The 19,598-nt window shown below is 74.2% G+C and carries 19 protein-coding genes and 1 tRNA gene; 15 read left to right on the forward strand and 5 right to left on the reverse strand.

Annotated elements, in window-relative coordinates; genetic code table 11:
• Positions 1–44 precede the first annotated feature (44 nt).
• From G446_RS0106960 to G446_RS0106985, 6 genes are read left to right on the forward strand one after another with little or no spacing between them, the layout of a single operon-like run.
• Positions 45–1,271: an AAA family ATPase gene (locus G446_RS0106960; protein WP_026409622.1), complete on the forward strand. Its 1,227-nt coding sequence runs from the start codon at positions 45–47 to the stop codon at positions 1,269–1,271.
• Between the two features lie 5 nt (positions 1,272–1,276).
• Positions 1,277–2,308, forward strand: coding sequence for a DUF58 domain-containing protein (locus G446_RS16465; RefSeq protein WP_034469538.1), 1,032 nt, complete (start codon positions 1,277–1,279; stop codon positions 2,306–2,308).
• A gap of 5 nt (positions 2,309–2,313) precedes the next feature.
• The gene (locus G446_RS0106970) at positions 2,314–2,916 is read left to right on the forward strand and encodes an alpha-amylase (protein WP_245574622.1); all 603 of its coding nucleotides are present in this window, start codon (positions 2,314–2,316) and stop codon (positions 2,914–2,916) included.
• A complete protein-coding gene (locus G446_RS0106975) occupies positions 2,910–3,971 on the forward strand; it encodes a VWA domain-containing protein (RefSeq protein WP_026409624.1) in 1,062 nt (353 codons plus the stop codon). Before G446_RS0106970 ends, G446_RS0106975 begins: the two co-directional genes overlap by 7 nt.
• Entirely contained in the window at positions 3,968–5,038 is a 1,071-nt protein-coding gene (locus G446_RS0106980; RefSeq protein ID WP_026409625.1) for a VWA domain-containing protein, read from the forward strand. Before G446_RS0106975 ends, G446_RS0106980 begins: the two co-directional genes overlap by 4 nt.
• A complete protein-coding gene (locus G446_RS0106985) occupies positions 5,035–6,087 on the forward strand; it encodes a hypothetical protein (RefSeq protein ID WP_026409626.1) in 1,053 nt (350 codons plus the stop codon). The genes G446_RS0106980 and G446_RS0106985 overlap by 4 nt, the downstream gene beginning before the upstream one ends.
• Before the next feature lie 174 nt (positions 6,088–6,261).
• Here the strand turns inward: G446_RS0106985 and G446_RS0106990 are convergent, their stop codons facing one another.
• Both G446_RS0106990 and G446_RS0106995 read right to left on the reverse strand, forming a co-directional pair.
• Complete coding sequence (locus tag G446_RS0106990; protein WP_034469541.1) at positions 6,262–6,954, reverse strand: TetR/AcrR family transcriptional regulator; 693 nt, start codon at positions 6,952–6,954, stop codon at positions 6,262–6,264.
• A 78-nt stretch (positions 6,955–7,032) separates the two neighbouring features.
• On the reverse strand, positions 7,033–7,527 hold the full coding sequence (locus tag G446_RS0106995; RefSeq protein WP_026409628.1) for an NUDIX domain-containing protein: 495 nt from the start codon (positions 7,525–7,527) through the stop codon (positions 7,033–7,035).
• Positions 7,528–7,699: 172 nt separating this feature from the next.
• On the opposite strand from G446_RS0106995, the gene G446_RS0107000 reads away from it, so the two are divergent.
• The 3 genes from G446_RS0107000 (at position 7,700) to G446_RS20940 (ending at position 10,165) form a co-directional block, all read left to right on the forward strand.
• Positions 7,700–8,416, forward strand: coding sequence for a M50 family metallopeptidase (locus tag G446_RS0107000; RefSeq protein ID WP_026409629.1), 717 nt, complete (start codon positions 7,700–7,702; stop codon positions 8,414–8,416).
• Positions 8,417–8,665: 249 nt separating this feature from the next.
• Positions 8,666–9,058 carry a DoxX family protein gene (locus G446_RS0107005; RefSeq protein WP_026409630.1) on the forward strand — a complete coding sequence of 131 codons (393 nt, stop codon included), beginning with the start codon at positions 8,666–8,668 and terminating at the stop codon, positions 9,056–9,058.
• Positions 9,059–9,241: 183 nt separating this feature from the next.
• Complete coding sequence (locus G446_RS20940; RefSeq protein ID WP_051285733.1) at positions 9,242–10,165, forward strand: TM2 domain-containing protein; 924 nt, start codon at positions 9,242–9,244, stop codon at positions 10,163–10,165.
• 203 nt (positions 10,166–10,368) lie between these two features.
• On the opposite strand, the gene G446_RS0107015 is transcribed toward G446_RS20940, so the two are convergent.
• Positions 10,369–10,439 (reverse strand) — tRNA-Gly (locus G446_RS0107015).
• Positions 10,440–10,844: 405 nt separating this feature from the next.
• On the opposite strand from G446_RS0107015, the gene dcd reads away from it, so the two are divergent.
• On the forward strand, positions 10,845–11,486 hold the full coding sequence (gene dcd, locus G446_RS16475; RefSeq protein ID WP_034469543.1) for a dCTP deaminase: 642 nt from the start codon (positions 10,845–10,847) through the stop codon (positions 11,484–11,486).
• Complete coding sequence (locus G446_RS0107025) at positions 11,483–12,616, forward strand: hypothetical protein (RefSeq protein ID WP_026409631.1); 1,134 nt, start codon at positions 11,483–11,485, stop codon at positions 12,614–12,616. The genes dcd and G446_RS0107025 overlap by 4 nt, the downstream gene beginning before the upstream one ends.
• Before the next feature lie 69 nt (positions 12,617–12,685).
• Here the strand turns inward: G446_RS0107025 and G446_RS16480 are convergent, their stop codons facing one another.
• Positions 12,686–13,591, reverse strand: coding sequence for a 3'-5' exonuclease (locus G446_RS16480; RefSeq protein WP_245574623.1), 906 nt, complete (start codon positions 13,589–13,591; stop codon positions 12,686–12,688).
• Between the two features lie 274 nt (positions 13,592–13,865).
• Between G446_RS16480 and G446_RS0107035 the strand changes: the two genes are divergently transcribed.
• Together G446_RS0107035 and G446_RS0107040 are read left to right on the forward strand one after the other, a co-directional pair.
• Positions 13,866–14,666 carry a nitroreductase family protein gene (locus G446_RS0107035; protein ID WP_034469545.1) on the forward strand — a complete coding sequence of 267 codons (801 nt, stop codon included), beginning with the start codon at positions 13,866–13,868 and terminating at the stop codon, positions 14,664–14,666.
• A gap of 38 nt (positions 14,667–14,704) precedes the next feature.
• Positions 14,705–15,532, forward strand: coding sequence for a serine hydrolase domain-containing protein (locus G446_RS0107040; protein WP_026409633.1), 828 nt, complete (start codon positions 14,705–14,707; stop codon positions 15,530–15,532).
• A 1,183-nt stretch (positions 15,533–16,715) separates the two neighbouring features.
• Here G446_RS0107040 and G446_RS0107045 read toward each other — a convergent pair.
• Entirely contained in the window at positions 16,716–17,678 is a 963-nt protein-coding gene (locus G446_RS0107045; protein WP_026409634.1) for an exodeoxyribonuclease III, read from the reverse strand.
• Positions 17,679–17,952: 274 nt separating this feature from the next.
• Here G446_RS0107045 and G446_RS16485 point away from each other — a divergent pair, with 274 nt between their 5' ends.
• Positions 17,953–18,921 carry an SDR family NAD(P)-dependent oxidoreductase gene (locus G446_RS16485; RefSeq protein ID WP_051285734.1) on the forward strand — a complete coding sequence of 323 codons (969 nt, stop codon included), beginning with the start codon at positions 17,953–17,955 and terminating at the stop codon, positions 18,919–18,921.
• 174 nt (positions 18,922–19,095) lie between these two features.
• Positions 19,096–19,593 (forward strand): thiol peroxidase, encoded by a 498-nt coding sequence (gene tpx, locus G446_RS0107055; protein WP_026409635.1) that lies wholly within the window; start codon positions 19,096–19,098, stop codon positions 19,591–19,593.
• The last annotated feature ends 5 nt before the right edge of the window (positions 19,594–19,598 follow it).

Raw genomic sequence — 19,598 nt, forward strand, 5'->3', positions numbered from 1 at the left:
TTCCCGTGGCACCGCCCGCCCGGGCGGGCCCGTCGAGGAGAAGAATGAGCACCAACTCTGAGCCGTCCTGGACCGCACCCGACGCCCCCGCGGCCTACCCGCCCGCGTCCGGGGCGTCCCCGGACGCCGCGCGCTCCAAGGGCCGCCGCTCCCGGGCCCGCCGCGAGCCCGGCTACGGGCAGGCCCCCAAGGCGGCGTCGGGATCCTCCTACCCGGGCACCGGCCCCCTGCCCTCCTCCTCCGAGCTGCGCCGCGAGGCCCAGCGCACCGCCGAGATCGCCGCGCGCACCACCAGCCCCGAGGAGGACGTCGAGCGCGCCCGCGCCCTGCTCAAGCGCGTCACCTCCACCTTCTCCGAGCGCGTCGTCGGCCAGCAGCGGCTGCGGGTCGCCCTCGTCTCCTGCCTCATCGCCGGCGGGCACGTCCTGCTCGAATCGGTCCCCGGCCTGGCCAAGACCACCGCCGCCCAGACGCTGGCCGCCGCCGTCTCCGGCTCCTTCCGCCGCATCCAGTGCACGCCCGACCTCATGCCCAACGACATCGTGGGCACGCAGATCCTCAACTACGCCACCGGCGAGATGACCACCCAGCTGGGCCCCGTCCACGCCAATATCGTCCTGCTCGACGAGATCAACCGATCCTCGGCCAAGACCCAGTCGGCCATGCTCGAAGCCATGCAGGAGCGCCAGACCTCCATCGGCGGCGTCGTCTACCCGCTGCCCCACCCCTTCATGGTCCTGGCCACGCAGAACCCCATCGAGGAGGAGGGCACCTACGTCCTGCCCGAGGCCCAGATGGACCGCTTCCTCATGAAGGAGGTCCTCAGCTACCCCAAGCCGGCCGAGGAGGCCGACGTCCTGGACCGCATCTCCTCGGGCTCCTTCGACCGGCCCATCACCACCCGCCCCATCTCCACCGACGACGTCGAATGGCTCCAGGGCGCCGTCGAGCGCGTCTACGTCGACCCGGTCATCAAGCAGTACATCGTCGCCCTCATCAACACCTCCCGCGGCGGCGGCCCCCGCCCCGTGACGGGCATCGAGCGGCACGTGCGCGTGGGCGCCTCCCCGCGCGGCGGCATCGCCCTCATGAAGGTCGCCCAGGCCGTCGCCCTCCAGGCCGGCCGCACCTACGTCACGCCCGACGACGTGAGCATCCTGCGCCACTCCGTCCTGCGCCACCGCCTCGTGCTCACCTACGACGCCCTGGCCGACGGCGTCGCCCCCGAGACGATCATCGACGCCGTCTTCTCCGCCGTCCCCACCCCCTGAGCGCCATGGCCACGGACACGGACACCTCCGCCGACTCCCCCCCGGGGACCGCATGGGCCCCGGGGGCGACCGGGACCGCCCGGGGCGCCTCCCGGCTGGCCCGCGTGCGCGGCCGCCTGGAGCTGCCCACCCTGCGGCGGGCCACCGGCCTGCTCGACGGGCGCCACCGCTCCGTGTTCATCGGCCACGGCCAGGACTTCGACGACCTGTCCCCCTACCGCCCCGGCGACGACGTGACCGACATCGACTGGAAGTCCTCCGCCCGCGCCGGCCAGCCCGTCATCAAGCGCTACCAGCGCGAGTCCAACCTCCCCCTCATCCTGGCGGTGGACACCGGGCGCACCATGGCCGCCCAGGCGCCCGACGGCGACGACAAGCGCGCCCTGGCCCTGGCGGTCGCGGAGATCTTCGGCTACCTGGCGCGCATGCGCGGGGACCCGGTCGCCCTCGTCGCCGGCGACGCGGGCCGCGTCGTCGACCGCCCCGCCCGCTCGGGCGCCGAGCACGCCGAGATGCTCCTGGCCCTCCTGGCCCGCCGACTGGACGCGCTGACCACCGGCGGGGAGAAGGACGAGAACGGGGAGCGGCTCGCCGCCGGGGCGCCGCCCTCCCGGCTGTCCGCGGTCCTGGAGCGGGTCTCCACCTGGCACCGGCGCCGCAGCCTCGTGGTCCTCATCACCGACACCTCCCACCCCGACGCGCGCACCGACCCCGCGGTCGTCGACTGGCTGCGGCGCCTGTCCGCCCAGCACGAGCTCATCGCCATCCAGGTGGCCGACGACGTCGCCCTCGCCCCCGGGCGCGGGCGGCGCCGCGACATCGAGCTGGCCGGGGAGGTGCCCGCCTTCCTGCGCGAGGACAAGGCCCTGGCCGCCAGGCTCGACGCCCAGGAGCGGGCCCGGCGCTCGCGGGTCGCCGCCCTGCTCGACTCCCGCCGCATCGAGCACGTCGCTGTCACCTCCGAGGCCGTCATGATGGAGCAGATCGCCGAGCTGCTGGCCCGCCAGCGCCTGGTCCTGAACCGGAGGCGGAGGTGAGTCCCGTGCGCGCGAACCCGTGCGCCGGCCGCGGCGCGTGCGCGGCGCCGGCGGCCCTCCTGCCCGCCGCGCTGCCCGCCGTCGCGGCGCCCGTGGCGCGCCCCGTCCTCATGCCCCTGTGGATGATCGTGGCGGCCGTCATCGCCCTGCTCATCGCCATCGCCTGGTTCGCGGGCACCCTCATGACCACCCGCCGCGACACCTCGCGGGCCGTGGCCGACATCCCCATGGCGCCGGCGGACCGGCGCGAGTGGATCGCGCGCGTCGAGGCCTGCTCCACCCGCTTCCACGACGGCCAGATCGACCTGCGCGCCCTCCACCTCGAGCTCGCCGAGATCCTGCGCGGCTTCGCCGCCGCGCGCACCGGCGAGCCCGCCGAGTCGGCCACGGCCCAGGAGATCCTCCGGATGGCGGGGGTGCGCCTGCACCCCTTCGAGGAGCTGTGGCGGCGCCGTCGGCCCCGCCCGGAGCATGACCTGGAGGACAACCCGCTCGGCCACGTCGGCCGGCTCCTGGAGGAGTGGGAGCAGCCCTCCTTCGACCGCGACCCGCGGGCCGCGGCCCAGACCGCTCTCGATCAGGCGCGGAAGGTGGTGCGCCAATGGTGATGCCCTGGCTGCCGTGGCTGCTCGCGGGCGCGGCGCTCCTTGTGATCATTCTCGAGCTGGCACTGGGATCGCGCACCCGTTCGCGCCCGGAGGGCCGGCGCCGCGGGCGCCCCGCCCCGGTGCGCCTGGCCAATTCCTCGCCCCTGCTGTCCAGCGCCCCGGTGCGCTCGCGCATCCGGCGCCGCCGCCTGCTGCTGGGCGCGGTGGCGCTCCTGGGCGTCGGCGTCCTGACCTGCTCCGCCCTCATCGCCGCTCGGCCCGTGAGAGTCGCCGAGCGCAACGACGCCCTGGCCAACCGCGACATCATCCTGTGCCTGGACGTGTCCACATCCATGGTCACCACCGACTCGCGGATCCTCGACACCTTCTCCGAGCTGCTGGACACCTTCGACGGCGAGCGGGTCGGGCTGGTCGCGTGGAACGCCACCGCCCAGACCATGGTCCCCCTGACCGACGACTACGATCTGCTGCGCGGCCAGTTCGAGGAGATCGCCGACGTCCTCGACTTCACCCCCACCCGCGGCAACCCGGCCTTCAACGACTACTACGAGACCTTCGCCGGGACCTTCGGGGACGTCCACGGCTCCTCCCTGGTCGGCGACGGCCTGGCCTCGTGCGCCCTCGCCTTCGACGCGCAGGGCCAGGACCGCTCCCGCTCCATCATCCTGGCCACCGACAACCAGGTCTACGACGACTACGGCGAGCAGATCTACTCCCTGAGCGAGGCGGCCGATCTCGTCCAGCAGGAGGGCATCCGGCTCTTCTCCCTCTACGGGGCCGACCCCGACATGATGGACCCCAGCACGAGCAGGGCGGACATGACCCGGGCGCGCAACGAGCTCAAACGGGTCACCCTCGACCACGACGGCCGGTTCTACGAGGTCGACGACGCCGAGGCGGCCTCCGAGATGGTCAAGGAGCTGGAGAAGGACCAGATCAAGGAGGTCGGCGGGAACACCGAGGTGCGCGTGACCGACGTGCCCCAGACCGCCGCCGTCGGGCTCCTGGCCGCCGTGCTGGTGCTCCTGGCCCTGACCGCCTGGAGGCGAGTATGAGGTTCGACCCGCTCCTGCCCGGATCCTGGCCGCTGGTGATCGCCGTCGCGCTCGTCATGGCGGCCCTGCTGTGGTGGTCCGCCCGCTGGGCCTTCTCCGCGCTCGCCGACCCCGGCGCCCGGGCCTCCTGGTGGCGCCGGGCCTGCCTGGCCCTCGTCATGGTGCTGATCCTGGCGGGGCCCGCCGCCGCCGTCACCGAGTCCACGCAGGTGTCGAACGTGGAGATCTACCTCGTCGTCGACCGGACCGGGTCGATGGCGGCCGAGGACTGGGCGGGTGGCCCCGCCGCCGGGGGCGGGACGCGCCTGGACGGCGTCAAGTCGGACCTGACCGCCATCCGCGACGCGTGGCCGCAGGCCCGCTTCTGCATTCTGGCGCTGGACGGTGCCGCCGCCCGCGAGCTGCCGCTGACCAGCGACCTGGACGCCGTCACCTCCTGGATCGGCTCCCTCCAGCAGGAGATCACGCAGCGCTCGCAGAGCTCCTCCCTGGACCGGACGCTGCCGCTGCTCGTCCAGACCCTCACCAGGGCCAAGGAGAAGAACCCCGAGGACGCGCGACTGGTCTACATCCTCTCCGACGGCGAGGCCACCGACGACGGCCAGGGCGCCGCCGATGCCAGCGCGGCCGGGGCGACGTGGGCCAAGGCGGGCGAGCTCACCGACGGCGGCGCCGTCCTGGGCTACGGAACGGCCTCCGGCGGCATGATGCGGTCCTTCGACGGCTCGTCCACCCCCGGCTCCGGCAAGTACATCCTCGACCCCGACACCGGCAAGCCCGCCGTCTCCGTGCCCGACACCCGGGCCCTCGCCTCCGTCGCCGAGGCCCTGGGCGTGCCCTACTTCCAGCGCACCGGCGGGTCCGACGACGTCCCCACCGGCGACTTCACGCGCCAGGACGTCAACGCGGTGCTCACCGACGGCCGCGAGAAGAAGAACCGCGTCCGCTACCTCACCTGGCCGCTGGGCATTGCGGCGTCGGCCCTGGCGATCTGGGAGCTCGTGGCGCTGATCCGGGCCGAGCGCGCGCTCCGCCGCCTGACCGCCCTCGGGGAGGGAGTCCGATGAGCAGCAGTACATCGAGCCCGCCGGACGCCCCGACCGGGGTCGGCGCCTCCGCCGCCGGGACCGGCCCCGCATCCTCCGCCGAGCGCTTCCGCCCCGGGGGCATGAGCGAGGAGGAGGCGCGTCGCTACGCAGGCGCCGTCGGAATGGACGAGGGCGAGGACGGCGACGGGGACGAGGACGAGGACGAGGACCCGGGCCGCAGGAGCGACCGGCTGCGCCGTCGGCGCCGAATGCTGCTCGTGGGCGGACCCCCGGCGGTGATCGTCGTCCTCCTGGCCGCCTGGCTCGCCTTCCTCAGCCTCATGACAATGGCGGCGAACAACGCCGTCATCCACAAGGACTACAGGACCGCCGTCAGCCGCTACGCGATCGTGGCGAGAGTCGACCCGTGGCTGGAGAAGTGGCGGGTGCACTACAACCTCGGCACCGCCCAGCTCCTGGACGGCCGGCTCGACCAGGCGCAGGCCAGCCTGGAGACGGCGCTCAAGACGGCGCCGAAGGCGAACATGGTCAAGGTCACGCGCGAGGACGGCACCACCGACCAGATCCGCGACCCCGGCGCGCCGGAGTGCCTCGTGCGCACCAATCTCTACGCCGTCCACGTGGCCGCCTGGTACAACGCCGTCTCGACCGGGAACACGGCCGAGGCCCAGGCGCGCCGCGCCGCCATGACCGAGGCGGCGGGGGAGTGCGAGGTGGTTCCGCCGCCCGAGGAGCCCGACCCCACCCCCTCGCCGAGTCCGCCGCCCAGTCCGGAGCCGAGCCCGTCGCCCACGCCCACGGCCTCGTCGGACCCCTCGCCGACCCCGCCGCCCACGCCCACGCCCGGCCCCTCGTCGAGCCCCACGCCCGGCCCGTCGCCCACGCCTGCGCCGTCGCCCACGCCCACGTCCGGCCCCTCGTCGAGCCCCACGCCCGGTTCGTCCTCGAGCCCCGTGCCCTCGCCGTCGCCCTCGTCGAGCGATCCCAAGCGCGACAAGCTGCGGGAGCGCAACGAGGACGCCAACCCCACCAGGGGTCCGGGCGGCAGTGGCGGACGTCCCTGGTAGTTCGCCGGCCCGCTCGCCCGGCCCGTGGGAACGTCACATGATCCGCGAGATCGCCGGGCGCCTGGAAGCCGCGCGGGAGCCGCCTTCTACGGCGTCCGTCCCGGCGGCGCCGCGCCCGGCGGCCCCCGCGGGCGCCCGCGACCACCGGAGCGGTCCCGCGAAGGGGCGGAGGAGTCAGCCCGCGGCGGCGATGTTCTCGCGGTCGTGCCCCTGATCGCCGTGCGCGGGGTCGGAGGCCCGGGTGGGCGGGATCACCGGAACCTCGTGGCGCGGATCCGGCGCCCCGACGGCGCGCAGCACGAAGGCGTCGAGCGCGGCCAGGTACTGGGCGCGGGCGCGGGGCTCCGACGGCGTCGGCCTGCCCCCCATGACGCAGGCGTGCACCAGCGGGATCATCTGCGAGGGGTCCTGGCGGGGGATCGCCCCGCAGCTCATGGCGTCGGTGAGGATCTGGGCGAGCATCTGGGTCATGTGGCCGGCGTGCGCGCGCAGCCGGCTCGCCGTGCCGCGGGAGACCGAGTCGGCCAGCGGGCCCGTGGAGGGGAAGTGGTAGTGGCGCTTGATGAGCGCCTGCTGACGCACGTAGACGCGCAGGCGGTCGATCGGGTCCTCCATGCCCGCCAGGGCGCGCGAGAGCTCCTCGGCGTAGCGCGCGGTCTCGTGCTCCATGAAGGCCAGGAGCAGGTCCTCCTTGTTGGCGAAGTGGTTGTAGACCGCGGTGCGGCCGACCCCGGCGCGGGCGGCGACGTCGGACAGGGTGATCTTGTCGAAGGACCGGTGGCTCATGAGCGCGGACAGGGCCTCGAAAAGGGCGTTGCGCGTCCGCTCACGATGCTCGGCCAGTGAGTTCCCTATAATCTTCGGCATGAGGGTACCCTAACCTACAAGGTGACGAAGTAGCGATCGGCGTCATAAAAGTGGTGCGCGGCGCTCTTGCGACCCGGCTCACGTCCTCGTCGCCGCGAGGATCGAGGCGAGGACCGGCAGGTCGGCGTCCAGCCAGGGCAGAGCGCCGACCTCCCCCAGCCCCGCCCAGCGCAGCTGCTCGTGCGAGGTCCCCCGCCGCGGTCCGTGCGCCGGGTCGGCGGGCTCGGCCAGCCACACGCGCATGCGGTAGCCGTACAGGGCGGGCCAGGCGGGCGCGTCGTCGCCCGGGAAGGGGGAATCGGCGGCGGAGACCGGCGCCGCCACCGCCAGCCCGGCGGGCGGGGCGATCTCGGCGCCCAGGCGGACGGACAGGCTGATCTCCTCGCGCAGCTCGCGCTCCAGGGCCCGCACGGGCCGCTCGCCCGGCTCGACCTTCCCGCCGGGAAGCTCGTACCGCCCGGCGTGCTCGGCCGGGTAGGAGCGGGCGGCGCACAGCATCTTCGTCGGCCGGGTCAGCGAGTCGAGGACGGCGGCGGCCACGACGAGCCGCGAGCCGGCCGGTCGGGCCGACAAAGGCGCGGGCGCGCGGCGACCGCCCGGAGGCGCCGTGCCGCCGGGGACGTTCGTGCCGCCGGGGGCGGGGGAGCGGGTCGTCACGGGCCGAGCCTATCGGCGGGGCGAGACTCTGGCCGCACCCCCGCACCCGCCGCCCGCGTCCACAGCCGGACCTGGCAGACTGCGGTCCATGAGCATCGACTGGTCCAGTCTGTGGAATGACGCCCTGTCCCGCGCCCTCCCCGACGGCGCGGCCGCGCCGAGGGTGCTGTGGGTGGCCCTGGCCCTGGTGGCCGTCGTCGTGGCGTGGCCGGCGGCGAGGCGCACCTCGCGCACCCTGGTGACCATCGTCCACGAGGCGGGGCACGCGGGCGTCGGCGTGCTGGTGGGGCGGCGCTTCCAGGGCTTCGTCGTCGAGAAGGACCTGTCCGGTCACGCCGTGACCGCCGGACGGACCCGCGGTCCGGGGAGGATCGCCACCACCTGGGCCGGCTACCCCGCGCCCGCCGTTCTGGGGGCGCTCGTGGTCGTCGCCGCGCTGGGCGGCCTGGCCGGGCCGGTCCTCGTAGTGAGTCTTCTCGCACTGGTGGTTCTGCTGGTCATGTCGCGCTCGGTGCGGACGGTGGCGCTGGTGGCGCTCACGATCGCCGTGACCGGCGCCGTGTGGTGGTTCGGCGGGCAGTGGCGCGCGGGCGCCGTCGGCGGCGTCGGGCTGGCCCTCCTGCTGGGCGCCTGGGACTCCCTGGGCGACGTCGCGCGCTCGCGCGGGCCCGGCCAGGACCACCGCACCCTCGCCGAGCTCACGCCGCTGCCCGCGGGCTTCTGGCTCTTCACCTGGTTCCTGACCGACGTCGCCGCCACCGCCCTGGCGCTGCTGGCCGTCCGGGAGGCCTGGCAGGCGGGCTGAGCCGGGGCGCGGAGTCGGCCTCCTGCGTCCCCGGTCGGGGCGGGGCGGGCCGCGGAGCGGATCTCCCCCTGCGCCCCCGGTCGGGGCGGGGCGGAACCAGAGGGGTCGACTCGCCGTGCGCCCCGGCCGAACGCGGCCCGGCGCCGCCGCGTGGACGGTCGCGCGACTCCGAGTGGTGTGGGAACGACGCCGGCGCCGATAGGCTGGGGCCGCGGCCGCAGCGCCGCCACAGCGAGAGAAGGAGTCCTCATGTCCCGACTGGTCGGCGCCGTCGCCCGAGTCCTCATGGCCCCCGTCTTCATCAAAGGCGGGATCAACCAGGTCAAGAAAGCGCACCGGCTCGCCCCTGCGGTCGACGCCGCCCTGGAGGAGTACGGCATCGAGGTCTCCGCCAGCGGTGAGAAGCTCGTCAAGCTCAACGGCATCGGCATGACGGTCGCCGGCGGCGCCCTGGCGCTGGGGGTCTTCCCGCGCACCTCCGCCCTGACCCTGGCCGGCCTGCTCGTCCCGACGACGATCGTGGGCCAGGCCTTCTGGAAGGAGGAGGACGAGCGCAAGCGGTCGGCCAGGCTCTCCGGGGCGCTGTCCAACGCGGCGATCATCGGCGGCCTGCTGCTCGTGGCGGCCCGACGGCGCCGCTGAGCCCCGTTCCGATGGCTCCGGGTACTTCTTCCCATGGGAATGGGCGATGAGAGCCGGGCCCGGACTGCCGATCCGGGAAGCCGACGTCCTACTATGTGGGTGCGCCCGTGCCCGCCTCGGATGAGGCGCGAGCGGGAGGCGCGTCACGATGGTCCCGTATGAAATGTTTGAGAGGAACGCGTTATGACGTTCGATCCCTTCTCATATCCGGGACCGAGTTCGAGCGGGGCCCGATTCCGCGACCCCGCGGTAGGAGGAGGCCGTGATGGTCGCGGCGATCGCCGCGACCGAGGGCGCCAGGGCCCCGCGGCGCCAGGAGGGCGTTGGGGGGATGCCCGGCCGCAGGCCCATCGGGATCCGATCGCGTGGGCCTACGACCCCTTCGCTCAGGAGGGCTGCGACTCCCACTCGCGGGTCGACCGCCCCCGGGCCGCCGACTACGCCGCGGACCCCTTCGCCGGAAGGCCGGACCCTTACGACTACGGGTCGGCCCCCCGGGCCAGGGGCCCCTACGACTACGGGTCGGATCCCCGGGTCGAGGACTTCTACGACGACAGGCCGGATCCCGACTACTACGACGACAGGCCGGATCCCGACTACTCCCGCCGCGGACCGCGCCGGACCCGTCGCCACCGGAAGCTGAGGGCCGCGGCCGGGCTGTTCAACGTCCTCATGTACGCCCGGCGGCTCGAGTCGTCTTACTACGGCCCGGGCCCCTACGGCCCGGCTCCCTACGACTACGGCCCGGGCCCCTACGGTCCGGCTCCCTACGACTACGGCCCGGGCCCCGTGCCGCGGGATCCCTATTACGGCCCGGACCCCTGGTACCCACCGCGGTACGTCCCGTACCGGTACGCCCTCCGGCGGAAGTCGAAGGTTGCGGCCGGTCTGCTCGGCATCTTCCTGGGGTGTTTCGGCGCTCACAATTTCTACCTGGGCTACACCGGCAGGGCGGTCGCCCAGTTGCTGATCACCCTGCTCAGCTTCGGCATCCTCGCCCCCGTCTCGGTCTTGTGGGGCTTCGTCGAGGGGATCGTCATCCTGTGCGCCCGGCCCGGACAGCCGCTCTGGGGCGTCGACGCCCGCGGCGTCCCGCTGATCTCCTGATCCCGGCCCGCGCGGAGCCGGGTCGGGATTTGTGATGAGAACCTCGATCGCATACCGGGCCCGCCCGGCCGTCCGGTCCCGACGGTCGCCCGGACCCGGCTCCGGCGGCCGTCCGGTCCGGTCCCGACGGGGCCGGCCCGGGATGCTCTGTGACGAAACCGATGAAAGGCCCGGAACCTTGCGGATCCGGGCCTTTCCTGCGGAGCGGGTGACGGGAATCGAACCCGCGCTGTCAGCTTGGGAAGCTGAAGTTCTACCATTGAACTACACCCGCGCTCACCTCTGAATGAGGCGCGGGTGCAGCATACAACACGACGACCCCCAGGCGGAAACGCCCGAGAGGAACTCACCACCATGACGAGCATCCCTGATCCCTGCACCCACTCCCGGGACTCCTACCCGGGATCGGGCCCGGGCGGCGGAGTCCAGCCCTGCGACCCCGCCGCGCAGGGCGGCTACCAGGGGAGGCTTCCAGCAGCAGACCTACCAGGATCCGGCCGCCCGGCCCGGTGCGCAGCCCCGGGGCGTCGACGCCCGCGGGGCGCCCCCGTCCAACTGATCCGCGCCGGGGTCCGACGGCGCGCTCCACGGCGTCGGACCCCGGGCGCAGTCACGACTCGGGCCGTGCCCACGGCGGGCGGGCGCATGCTCCTCCTCATCGGCCGTGCACAATTGGGCCGTGCTCCTCTCCGACCGCGACATCCGCTCCGAGCTCGACTCCGGTCGCGTGCGCCTGGACCCCTACGACCCGCAGATGGTCCAGCCGGCGTCCATCGACGTGCGGCTGGACCGCTGGTTCCGCCTGTTCGACAATCACCGCTACCCGGTCATCGACCCCGCGGTCGAGCAGTCCGAGCTCACCCACCTGGTGGACGTCGGCCCCGACGACCCCTTCATCCTCCACCCCGGCGAGTTCGTCCTGGGCGCCACCTATGAGCGCATCACCCTGCCCGACGACGTCGCCGCGCGCCTGGAGGGCAAGTCGAGCCTGGGCCGCCTGGGCCTGCTCACCCACTCCACCGCCGGTTTCATCGACCCCGGCTTCGCCGGTCACGTCACTTTGGAGCTGAGCAATACGGCGACCATGCCCATCAAGCTGTGGCCGGGGATGAGGATCGGCCAGCTGTGCTTCTTCCGCCTGTCCAGTCCGGCGCAGGCCCCCTACGGCTCGGGCGCGGCGGGCTCGCACTACCAGGGCCAGCGCGGTCCGACGGCGTCGCGCTCGCACCGATCCTTCCGCCGCATCCGCATCGAGGACCCCGGGCCACCGGGGGACGCCGACACCCCCACATCCACCGACAACCAGCAGGAGCCCGCATGAGCGAGCAGGATCTCGCCATCTCCCTTCCCACCGACACCTCGACCTTCTCCGCCGTCGGCATGCTGCCGGTGGGCAGGCTCGACGACTGCCACGCCCTCATCCTGGCCGACGACGTCGCCCCCGAGGAGGTCGAGGCGCTGGCCATGTCCCAGGACGCGCAGGCGGGCTGGGTGGGGGCCTCGCGCCTCCAGCTGTCCCCGGGGGTCGAGCTCCAGGGCCCCTGGCCGGTCGACGCCGACCTGCGGCGCCTCATGAATCTGCCCGAGTGGGCGAGCCAGATCATGATCCTGGAGTGCAAGCCGCAGCGCGGCGGGCCCCTGCCGCCCGAGCTGACCGGCATCGACCCCATGGCGGACGCCTTCCCGCAGGCCCAGCCGGAGGGGGCCGAGCTGCTCGCCCTCGTGCGGCTGCGGGCCATCGCCCGGCGCCTGGCCGGCGCGCTCCTGCTGCGCGGCGACCCGGCCCACCCCAATGGCGCGACCCGGGTGAGCCGGCGCCGTCGCAGCATCCTGGTCCAGCCGGACCCGTCCTCGAGCGTGAACCTCGACGTCTACGCGCCGGTCTGGCTGACGCCCGACGCCACCCAGACGCTGCTCTCCCGGGTGCTTCCCGGGGCGACCCAGCGGCTCGAGCCGATGGCGGGCAGCGGCGCGGCCGGTCTGAGCGAGATGGACCAGGCCCAGCTGGAGCGCCTGACCGAGCTCATCGGCGCCGACGCCCTGGACCGGGCGTGGCGCCAGGCCGAGGAGCGTCGCCGCAAGCGGGAGGCGGAGATCGCCCGGGCGGCCGCGGCCGGGGAGGTCTTCGAGGAGATCCGGGACGGGTACGCGATCACCGGGCCCGTGGACGCCTCGCGCCGGGACTGGGGCTTCGTGGAGGTCCGCGTCGGCGGCGCCGAACTGCTGCCGCTGGCGGTCAAGGGCGCCAAGTGGGCCGGCGACGGCGCGGCCGTCTACTCCGCGATCTGGCAGCCGGTCAACGCCGCGGATCGGGACCCCAAGCGCATGACGCCGGACCGCCGCCAGGAGCGCGAGAAGGCGACCGGTCTCATTGAGCGCATCGCGGTGCTGCTGGCCCAGGCCAGTGGCGGCGTCCCCGTCGACGAGGACGGCTTCCTCGTCGCCCTCTGACGGCGGCGGCCTGAGGCGCCCCTCCCCTGAGGCCAAGCGGCCTTCTGATGGCGTGACGGCGCCCCCGAGCTACCGCCGCAGCACCCCCGGACCGGTCCGCGGCACGAGCCGCCCCTCCTGCGCGTCGGCCGCCTCCTCGTCCCAGCTCCAGCCGCCGAAGCCCTCGGCGTCGGACAGGGACCGGGCCCAGGCCACCGGCTCCTCGCCGCGGAGCCGCCCCACCGACATGTAGTGGCGCAGCAGCCCGGCGGCGGCCTCGGCGTCGTCGAGCGCGCTGTGATGCCGCCCGATGCTCACGCCCGCCGCCTCGCAGCAGGCGATCAGCTTGCGCGAGGGCGTGGCCATGAAGTGGCGCGCCCACTCCATGGTGCACATGCGCGGCACCCGCGCCCCGCGCGCCAGGTGCCCGGAGCGGCCCAGCGCCCGGGTGAGGAAGCCGACGTCGAACCTGGCGTTGTGGGCGACGACGACGCGTCCGGCCAGGTCCCGCGCGAGCAGGTCGGCCACGTCGTCGAAGCGCGGCGCCCCCGTCAGGTCCGCGGCGACGAGCCCGTGGACGAAGGTCGGCCCCACCTCGATATCGCCATCGGGCCCGGGTCCGGGGTTGACGAGCGTGGACCAGCGGCGCTGCGCGACGCCGTCGGGCCCGGCGAGCACGAGTCCGATCTCGATAATGGAGTCGGTGGCGGGTGACAGGCCGGTGGTCTCCAGGTCGACGACGGCGTAGCCGACCCGGAGGGCCGGCCGGTCGCCGCGGGCTCCGGGGCCGGGGTCGAGGTCGGGGTCGGCGCCGGGAGCGGGAGAAGGGGCGTCGGCGCCGCGGCCCCCGGGGCCGGGGACGGCGGCCGGCACCCGCCCGCGGGCGTCCGGGCCAACCCCGGGCGCGGCGGCGCTGGCACCGCGGCCGGCCGTGAGCGCGGCCGAACGGACCAGCGGCGCGAGGCGGTCGCGGGCGGGGCGTCGGTAGAAGGGCATCCCCGCCATGCTAGACGAGCCGCTCCGGGGCGCCGCCGCCCGCCGCCCGCGCGGCGCCGGACCCGAATCCCAGCTGGTTCGTGGGCGCCGGCGCTGCCCGCCCCGCCCGCGCGGCGCCGGACCCGATGACCCCGTTCGTCCGGCCCACTTCCGCCCCGCCCGCCGCCGGGACCCGCCCACTTCCGCCCCGCCCGCCGCCGGGACCCGCGGTTCGCGCCCGCAAGACGACTGCCGCTGAGGGTCCCGCCCGCCGCCGGGCCGATAGGCTCGGGTCATGAGCGACGCCCCCACCACAGCCTTGACCACCCCCGCCACCGCACCCGTCCTCAACGACACGATCCGCGCCCAGCTCGCCCACCGCACCATCCGCGCCTACGCCGACGACAGGCTCGACGAGGACACCGTCACCACGCTCCTCGACGTCGCCCGTCACGGTGCGACCGCCTCCTACCAGCAGCAGGTCACGATCATCCGCGTCCTCGACCCGGCCGTGCGCGAGCAGCTCCACCTCGCCTCCGGCCAGCCCTACGTGGGCGGGGACCGCGGCGAGCTGTTCGTCTTCGTCGTCGACCTGCACCGCAACGCCGTCCTGCGCGAGCGCGCCGGGGCGGACCCCGAGCCCCTGGAGCGCACCAACCTCTTCCTCCAGGGCGTGGAGGACACGATCATCGCCGCGCAGAACGTCGTCGTGGCCGCCGAGTCGCTGGGGCTGGGCACCACCTACCTCGGCTCCATCCTGGCCGACCCCCGCCGGGTCATCGACGCCCTGCGCCTGCCCGAGCGCACCTTCCCGCTGCTGGGCCTGCTCGTCGGCCGCCCCGCCCAGGCCCCCCAGTACAAGCCGCGCCTGCCGCGCGAGATCACCACCGCCGTCGACGCCTACCCGGAGCCGGACGAGCACCTGGAGGCCCTGGCCGACTACGATGCCACGGTCCGCGAGTACTACGACCTGCGGGATGCCAACACGCGCGTCGACTCCTTCTCCGAGCAGATCGCCCGGGCCCTGGGCACGGGCGGGGCGAGCACCTCGCCCGTCCTGGAGGTCCTGCACTCCCAGCGGCTGTGCCTGCGGTGAGCCCTTCCGCGGCGGGTCCGCCCGCCGCCACCCGTCCCCTGAAGGGGGACGCGGCCGCCCGGGCCCTGCCGGCGCTGGAGGGCTTCGGCTTCCCGACGGCCGTGGTCGTCACGGAGGGCGGCCGGGTGCTGGCGGAGGCCGGCGCCGTCGACGAGATCTTCCCCTTCGCCTCGGTGACCAAGCCGATCGTGGCGTGGAGCGCCCTGATCGCCGTCGAGCGCGGCCTGCTGAGCCTGGACGACGACGCCGCGCCGGATCTCCTGCCCGGGGCGACGATCCGCCACCTGCTGGCCCACGCCGGCGGGATCGCCTTCGACTCCGACGCCGTGCTGGCCCCGCCCGGGGCTCGGCGCATCTACTCCAACCGGGGGATCGAGATCCTGGGGCGGCGGCTGGTCGAGGCGACGGGGGCGGGGCTGGAGGAGTGGGTCGAGACCACCGTCCTGGAGCCGCTGGGGATGGCGAGCGTCCTCATTCCCGGCTCGCCCGCGCACTCGGGGGAGGGCAGCGCGGCCGACCTGTCGGTCTTCGCCCGCGAGCTGGCCGCGCCCGGGCTCGTGTCCGCCGGGCTGGCGGAGCGGGCCCGCACCGTTGCCTTCCCCGGGCTCGACGGCGTCCTGCCCGGGTACGGGCGGCAGCGGCCCAACGACTTCGGGCTGGGGGTTGAGATCCGCGGGCGCAAGGCGCCGCACTGGACGGGGTCGGGCAACAGCCCGGCGACCTTCGGGCACTTCGGGCAGTCGGGGTCGTTCATCTGGGTGGATCCGGTGGCCGGGCGGCAGGCGGTGTTCCTGGGCGCCGAACCCTTCGGCCGGGCGCACGCCGCGGCCTGGCCCGCCCTGAACGACCAGATCCTCGCCCTTTGAAGTCCCGCCCGACCTCCCCGACGCCGGGATTGATCGAATCCCCCGCAGGGTCGGCCCGCTTCTTCGCCCTCTTCGCCGAGACGTGCATTCTGCTCTCGAGAGCAACGGTTGGAACTGCACGCTTCAGTGCGAAGTGCACGTCTCGGCGCCGGCGGCGCCCGGGCGGCCGGCGCCGCGGTCCGCGAGCACGCCGGGTAACCCGCGAGATCGCCACTTGACCCGCGAGCACGTCCGCTAGAGGTACGTTCTCGCGGGTCAAGTGACGATCTCGCGGGCCGGGCGGCCTCCCCGCGGGCCTCGTCCGGTCGTCGGGGCGCCCGTCATGGTCGCCATCGGACCCGCGGCCGCCCTCTCCGGAGGGGCCGCGGCGGCGCCGGTTGTCCAAATCTGTTGCAAAGGCCCCGATCGCGCCGGAGCGCCGGAAGAGAATCGTTGATATTCCGCGCTTTCCTCCGCCGTCGATCCCGGCCCGGGGCACCTTTGCAACAGATTCGGACACGCCCCCGCCCCGGACCGCCCCAGGAGCCCCACCCGCCCCACCACGCTGGCGCCCCGCGACGGCGAGCCCGGATGAGGTGTGGCGGAAGATCGTCCGGACGGCGCTCCGGGCTGGTTCCGGCGCCCCCGCCCCGCCGATTGTCTCGCATTATGAGATGGTGTCTCGCATGTCGTGACGCTGCCGACCCAGGATTCGTCTGCTACGCCCCTTCACCCTCCGCTACGCCCCTTTTTCCCGTACAGCAGAGGGTGGGTGAGCGCGGCGAGGGCGAAGAAGTGGGGTGCATCTCTTAGTGAGGCGGCAATTCCCGCGGGGCTCTCGCCAGCGGCATCTCCGGACGGCCCGTCAGGGGCGGGAAATGGCGCTCCGGGAGGATCGTTCCGCCCCGCACCCGGCATCGACCTCACAAAAACCGCGGAATCATGCGGAAGCCGCCGAGCACATCCGGTGTGCTCGCGCGAACGATCCTCCCAGAGCGCCAGAACCGGGCCCGGGAGCCGGACAAGACCGGACGGGTCCGTCGGCCGAAGTCGCCGGAGACCGGATGGGGCCGTCGACCGGACCATCGGGCGAGGTCGCCGGGCGGGGCCGTCGGCTGAGGCCATCGGGCGGGGCCATCGGATGGAGCCGGGCAGGACCGGCGTGACGCGCGGGACCGGCGGGACCGGCGATAACGAGCGGGGGTCAGGCGAGATCGACAATGACGGGGACGTGATCGGAGGCGCCCTTGCCCTTGCGCTCGTCGCGGTCGATCGCCGCGCCGGTCACCCGCGCGGCCAGCGCGGCCGAGCCGTAGACGAAGTCGATCCGCATCCCCTCATTCCTGGGGAAGCGCAACCTCTGGTAGTCCCAGTAGGTGTAGTTGGTGACGCGCTCGCGGGTCACCTCGGTCAGCCCCGCCCTTGCGAGGGCGGCCAGGGCCGCGCGCTCCGGCGCCGAGACGTGCGTGGCCCCCTCGAAGACGCTCATGTCCCATACGTCCTCGTCCCGCGGCGCCACGTTCCAGTCGCCCGCGAGCGCCAGCGCCCGGTCCGGGTCGGCCGCGAGCCAGTCGATGACGCAGTGCCGCAGCGCCTCCAGCCAGGCGAGCTTGTACTCGTAGTGGGGGTGGGTGAGCTCCCGCCCGTTGGGCACGTACAGGCTCCACAGCCGCACCGGTTCCGACGTCGCTGCTGGCCCCGGCCCCACTGCCACTGGCTCCGGCCCCACTGCTGCTGGCCCCGGCCCCACTGCTGCTGGCCCCGGCCCCGCCGCCGACCCCGCGGCCCCGGCCGCCCCGGCCTTCGGCGGCATGACGCGGTCCGTTGACGACCCCGCCCCCGCCGACCCGCCCACGGTGGCCCCCAGCGCCCGCGCCTCGACGACCGCCTCCGCACCCTCCTTGGCGGCCCAGGCCGGCTGCCCGGGGAAGGATGTGGCGACGTCGGCCAGCCCCACCCGGGAGGCGATCGCCACGCCGTTCCACTGGTTCAGCCCGTGGACGGCCACCTCGTAGCCGGCGGCCGCGAAGGCCCCGAGCGGGAACTGCTCCGGCCTGCACTTGATCTCCTGCATCGCCAGGACGTCGACGTTCTCGCGCTCGAGGAAGGCGATAACGCGATCGACGCGGGTGCGCACGGAGTTGACGTTCCAGGTGGCCAGTCGCATGGGGGCAGGGTACCGGGCCGACGGCGCCCGCCGGTCGTCCGTCGACGGGGCCGGGGCGCGCCGGCGGCGTGAAAAAGGTGGCCGGCGCGTGCTTTTAGAGCGCCCGGCGGCCCCGCGCGATTTGAAGAACGGCGTCATTGCACCGATTCGCGGCGGACGGTTGTGAGGCGGAACGCCGAAAAGTGCGCGAGAGCCACCTTTCTGGATCGTCGGGGCCGGGGGGAATCGCGCTTCCGGGGCGCCGATCCGTCTCGCTGGCGCTACCCTGGCCATTATGGGAACCGCACTTATTACCGGAGCCACCGCCGGCATCGGTCTGGAGCTGGCCTGGCAGTTGGCGCAGGCCCACCATGATCTCGTCCTCGTCGCCCGCGACCGGGCGCGCCTGGAGACCGTCGCCGAGGAGCTGCGGCAGTTCGCCGGCGTGGGGGTGCAGATCCTTCCCGCGGATCTGTCCGAGCCCGGCGACCTCGCCCGCGTCGCCGAGCGGGCGAGGGTGAGCCAGCCCGACGCCGACCTCCCGATCGCCGTCGCCGCTGATGCCGGCACCGTCATCGCCTCACCCGCCGCCTCGCCCACCGGCCCTGCAACCGCTGCTGGCCCCGCCGCCTCGCCCGCCGTCCTTCCCTCCGACCACCTGCACACCACCGCCGAAGTCGAGACCCGCCCCATCGACCTGCTCGTCAACAACGCGGGCTTCGCCGTCGGCCAGGACTTCGTCTCGGGGTCGATCGAGCAGGAGCGCCGCGCCCTGGCGGTCATGGTGGGGGCCGTCATGGAGCTGACCCACGCCGCCGTGCCGGGGATGGTGGCGCGCGGTCACGGCGCCGTCCTCAACGTCGCCAGCGTGACGGCGCTGACGGCCATGGGCACCTACGCGGCGCACAAGGCCTGGGTGCGGACCTTCACCGAGGGCCTGGCCAGCGAGCTGCGGGGCACCGGCGTGACCGCCACCGTTCTCAACCCGGGGCTCACGCACACCGAGTTCCACGCCCGGGCGGCCATGGACGAGTCCGCCTGGCCCGCCTTCGTGTGGTTGCAGGCCGACGACGTCGCCCGGCAGGCCCTGGACGCCGTCCGCCGCGGCCAGGTGATCTGCACGCCCTCGCTGCGCTACCAGATCGCGAACGCGGCGCTGCGGGCCAGCCCGCGCTGGCTGGTGCGGCGGGTGGCCGGCCGCGCGAGCCTGGGGGCTCAGGCGACCCCGGTCGGGGAGCCCTCGGACGCTCTCGCCGCCGGGTGAGGTCCGCTCGTCGCTTTCATCATCGGAGTGAGGCCCGTTCGCGCTTCCGCCGCCGGGTGAGGCCGGGGGCGCTGTCAACCGGGTGACGCCGCTCACCGTCGGGCGACGCCGTTCACCGCTTCCGCCGCCGGGCGGCCCCTTGGCAGACCTCGGCCCTCATGGGACCATAGGCCCATGGCTTCCATCTCCTTCCACGGTTCCCCCGTCACCACGGTCGGCGAGCTTCCCGCCGTCGGCTCGCCCGCCCCTGCCTTCGAGCTGGTCGGCGCCGACCTGGGCGAGGTCACCAGCGCCTCCCTGGCCGGGCGTCGCGTCGTCGTGTCGATCTTCCCCTCGGTCGACACCGGGGTGTGCGCCCGGTCCGTGCGCGAGTTCAACAAGCGCGCCGCCGGGCTGGAGAACACCACCGTCCTGTGCGTCTCCAAGGACCTGCCCTTCGCCCAGGCGCGCTTCTGCGGCGCAGAGGGCCTGGACGACGTCGTCACCGCCTCCGCCTTCCGCTCCTCCTTCGGGGAGGACTACGGCGTGACCATGACCGACGGCCCGCTGGCCGGCCTGCTGTCGCGCGCGGTCGTCGTCATCGACGCCGACGGCGTGGTGCGCCATGCCGAACAGGTCCCCGAGATCACCGACGAGCCCGACTACGACGCCGCCCTGGCCGCCCTGGGCTGAGCGGG

The organism is Actinomyces dentalis DSM 19115 (assembly GCF_000429225.1).
Classification (GTDB): Bacteria; Actinomycetota; Actinomycetes; order Actinomycetales; family Actinomycetaceae; genus Actinomyces; species Actinomyces dentalis.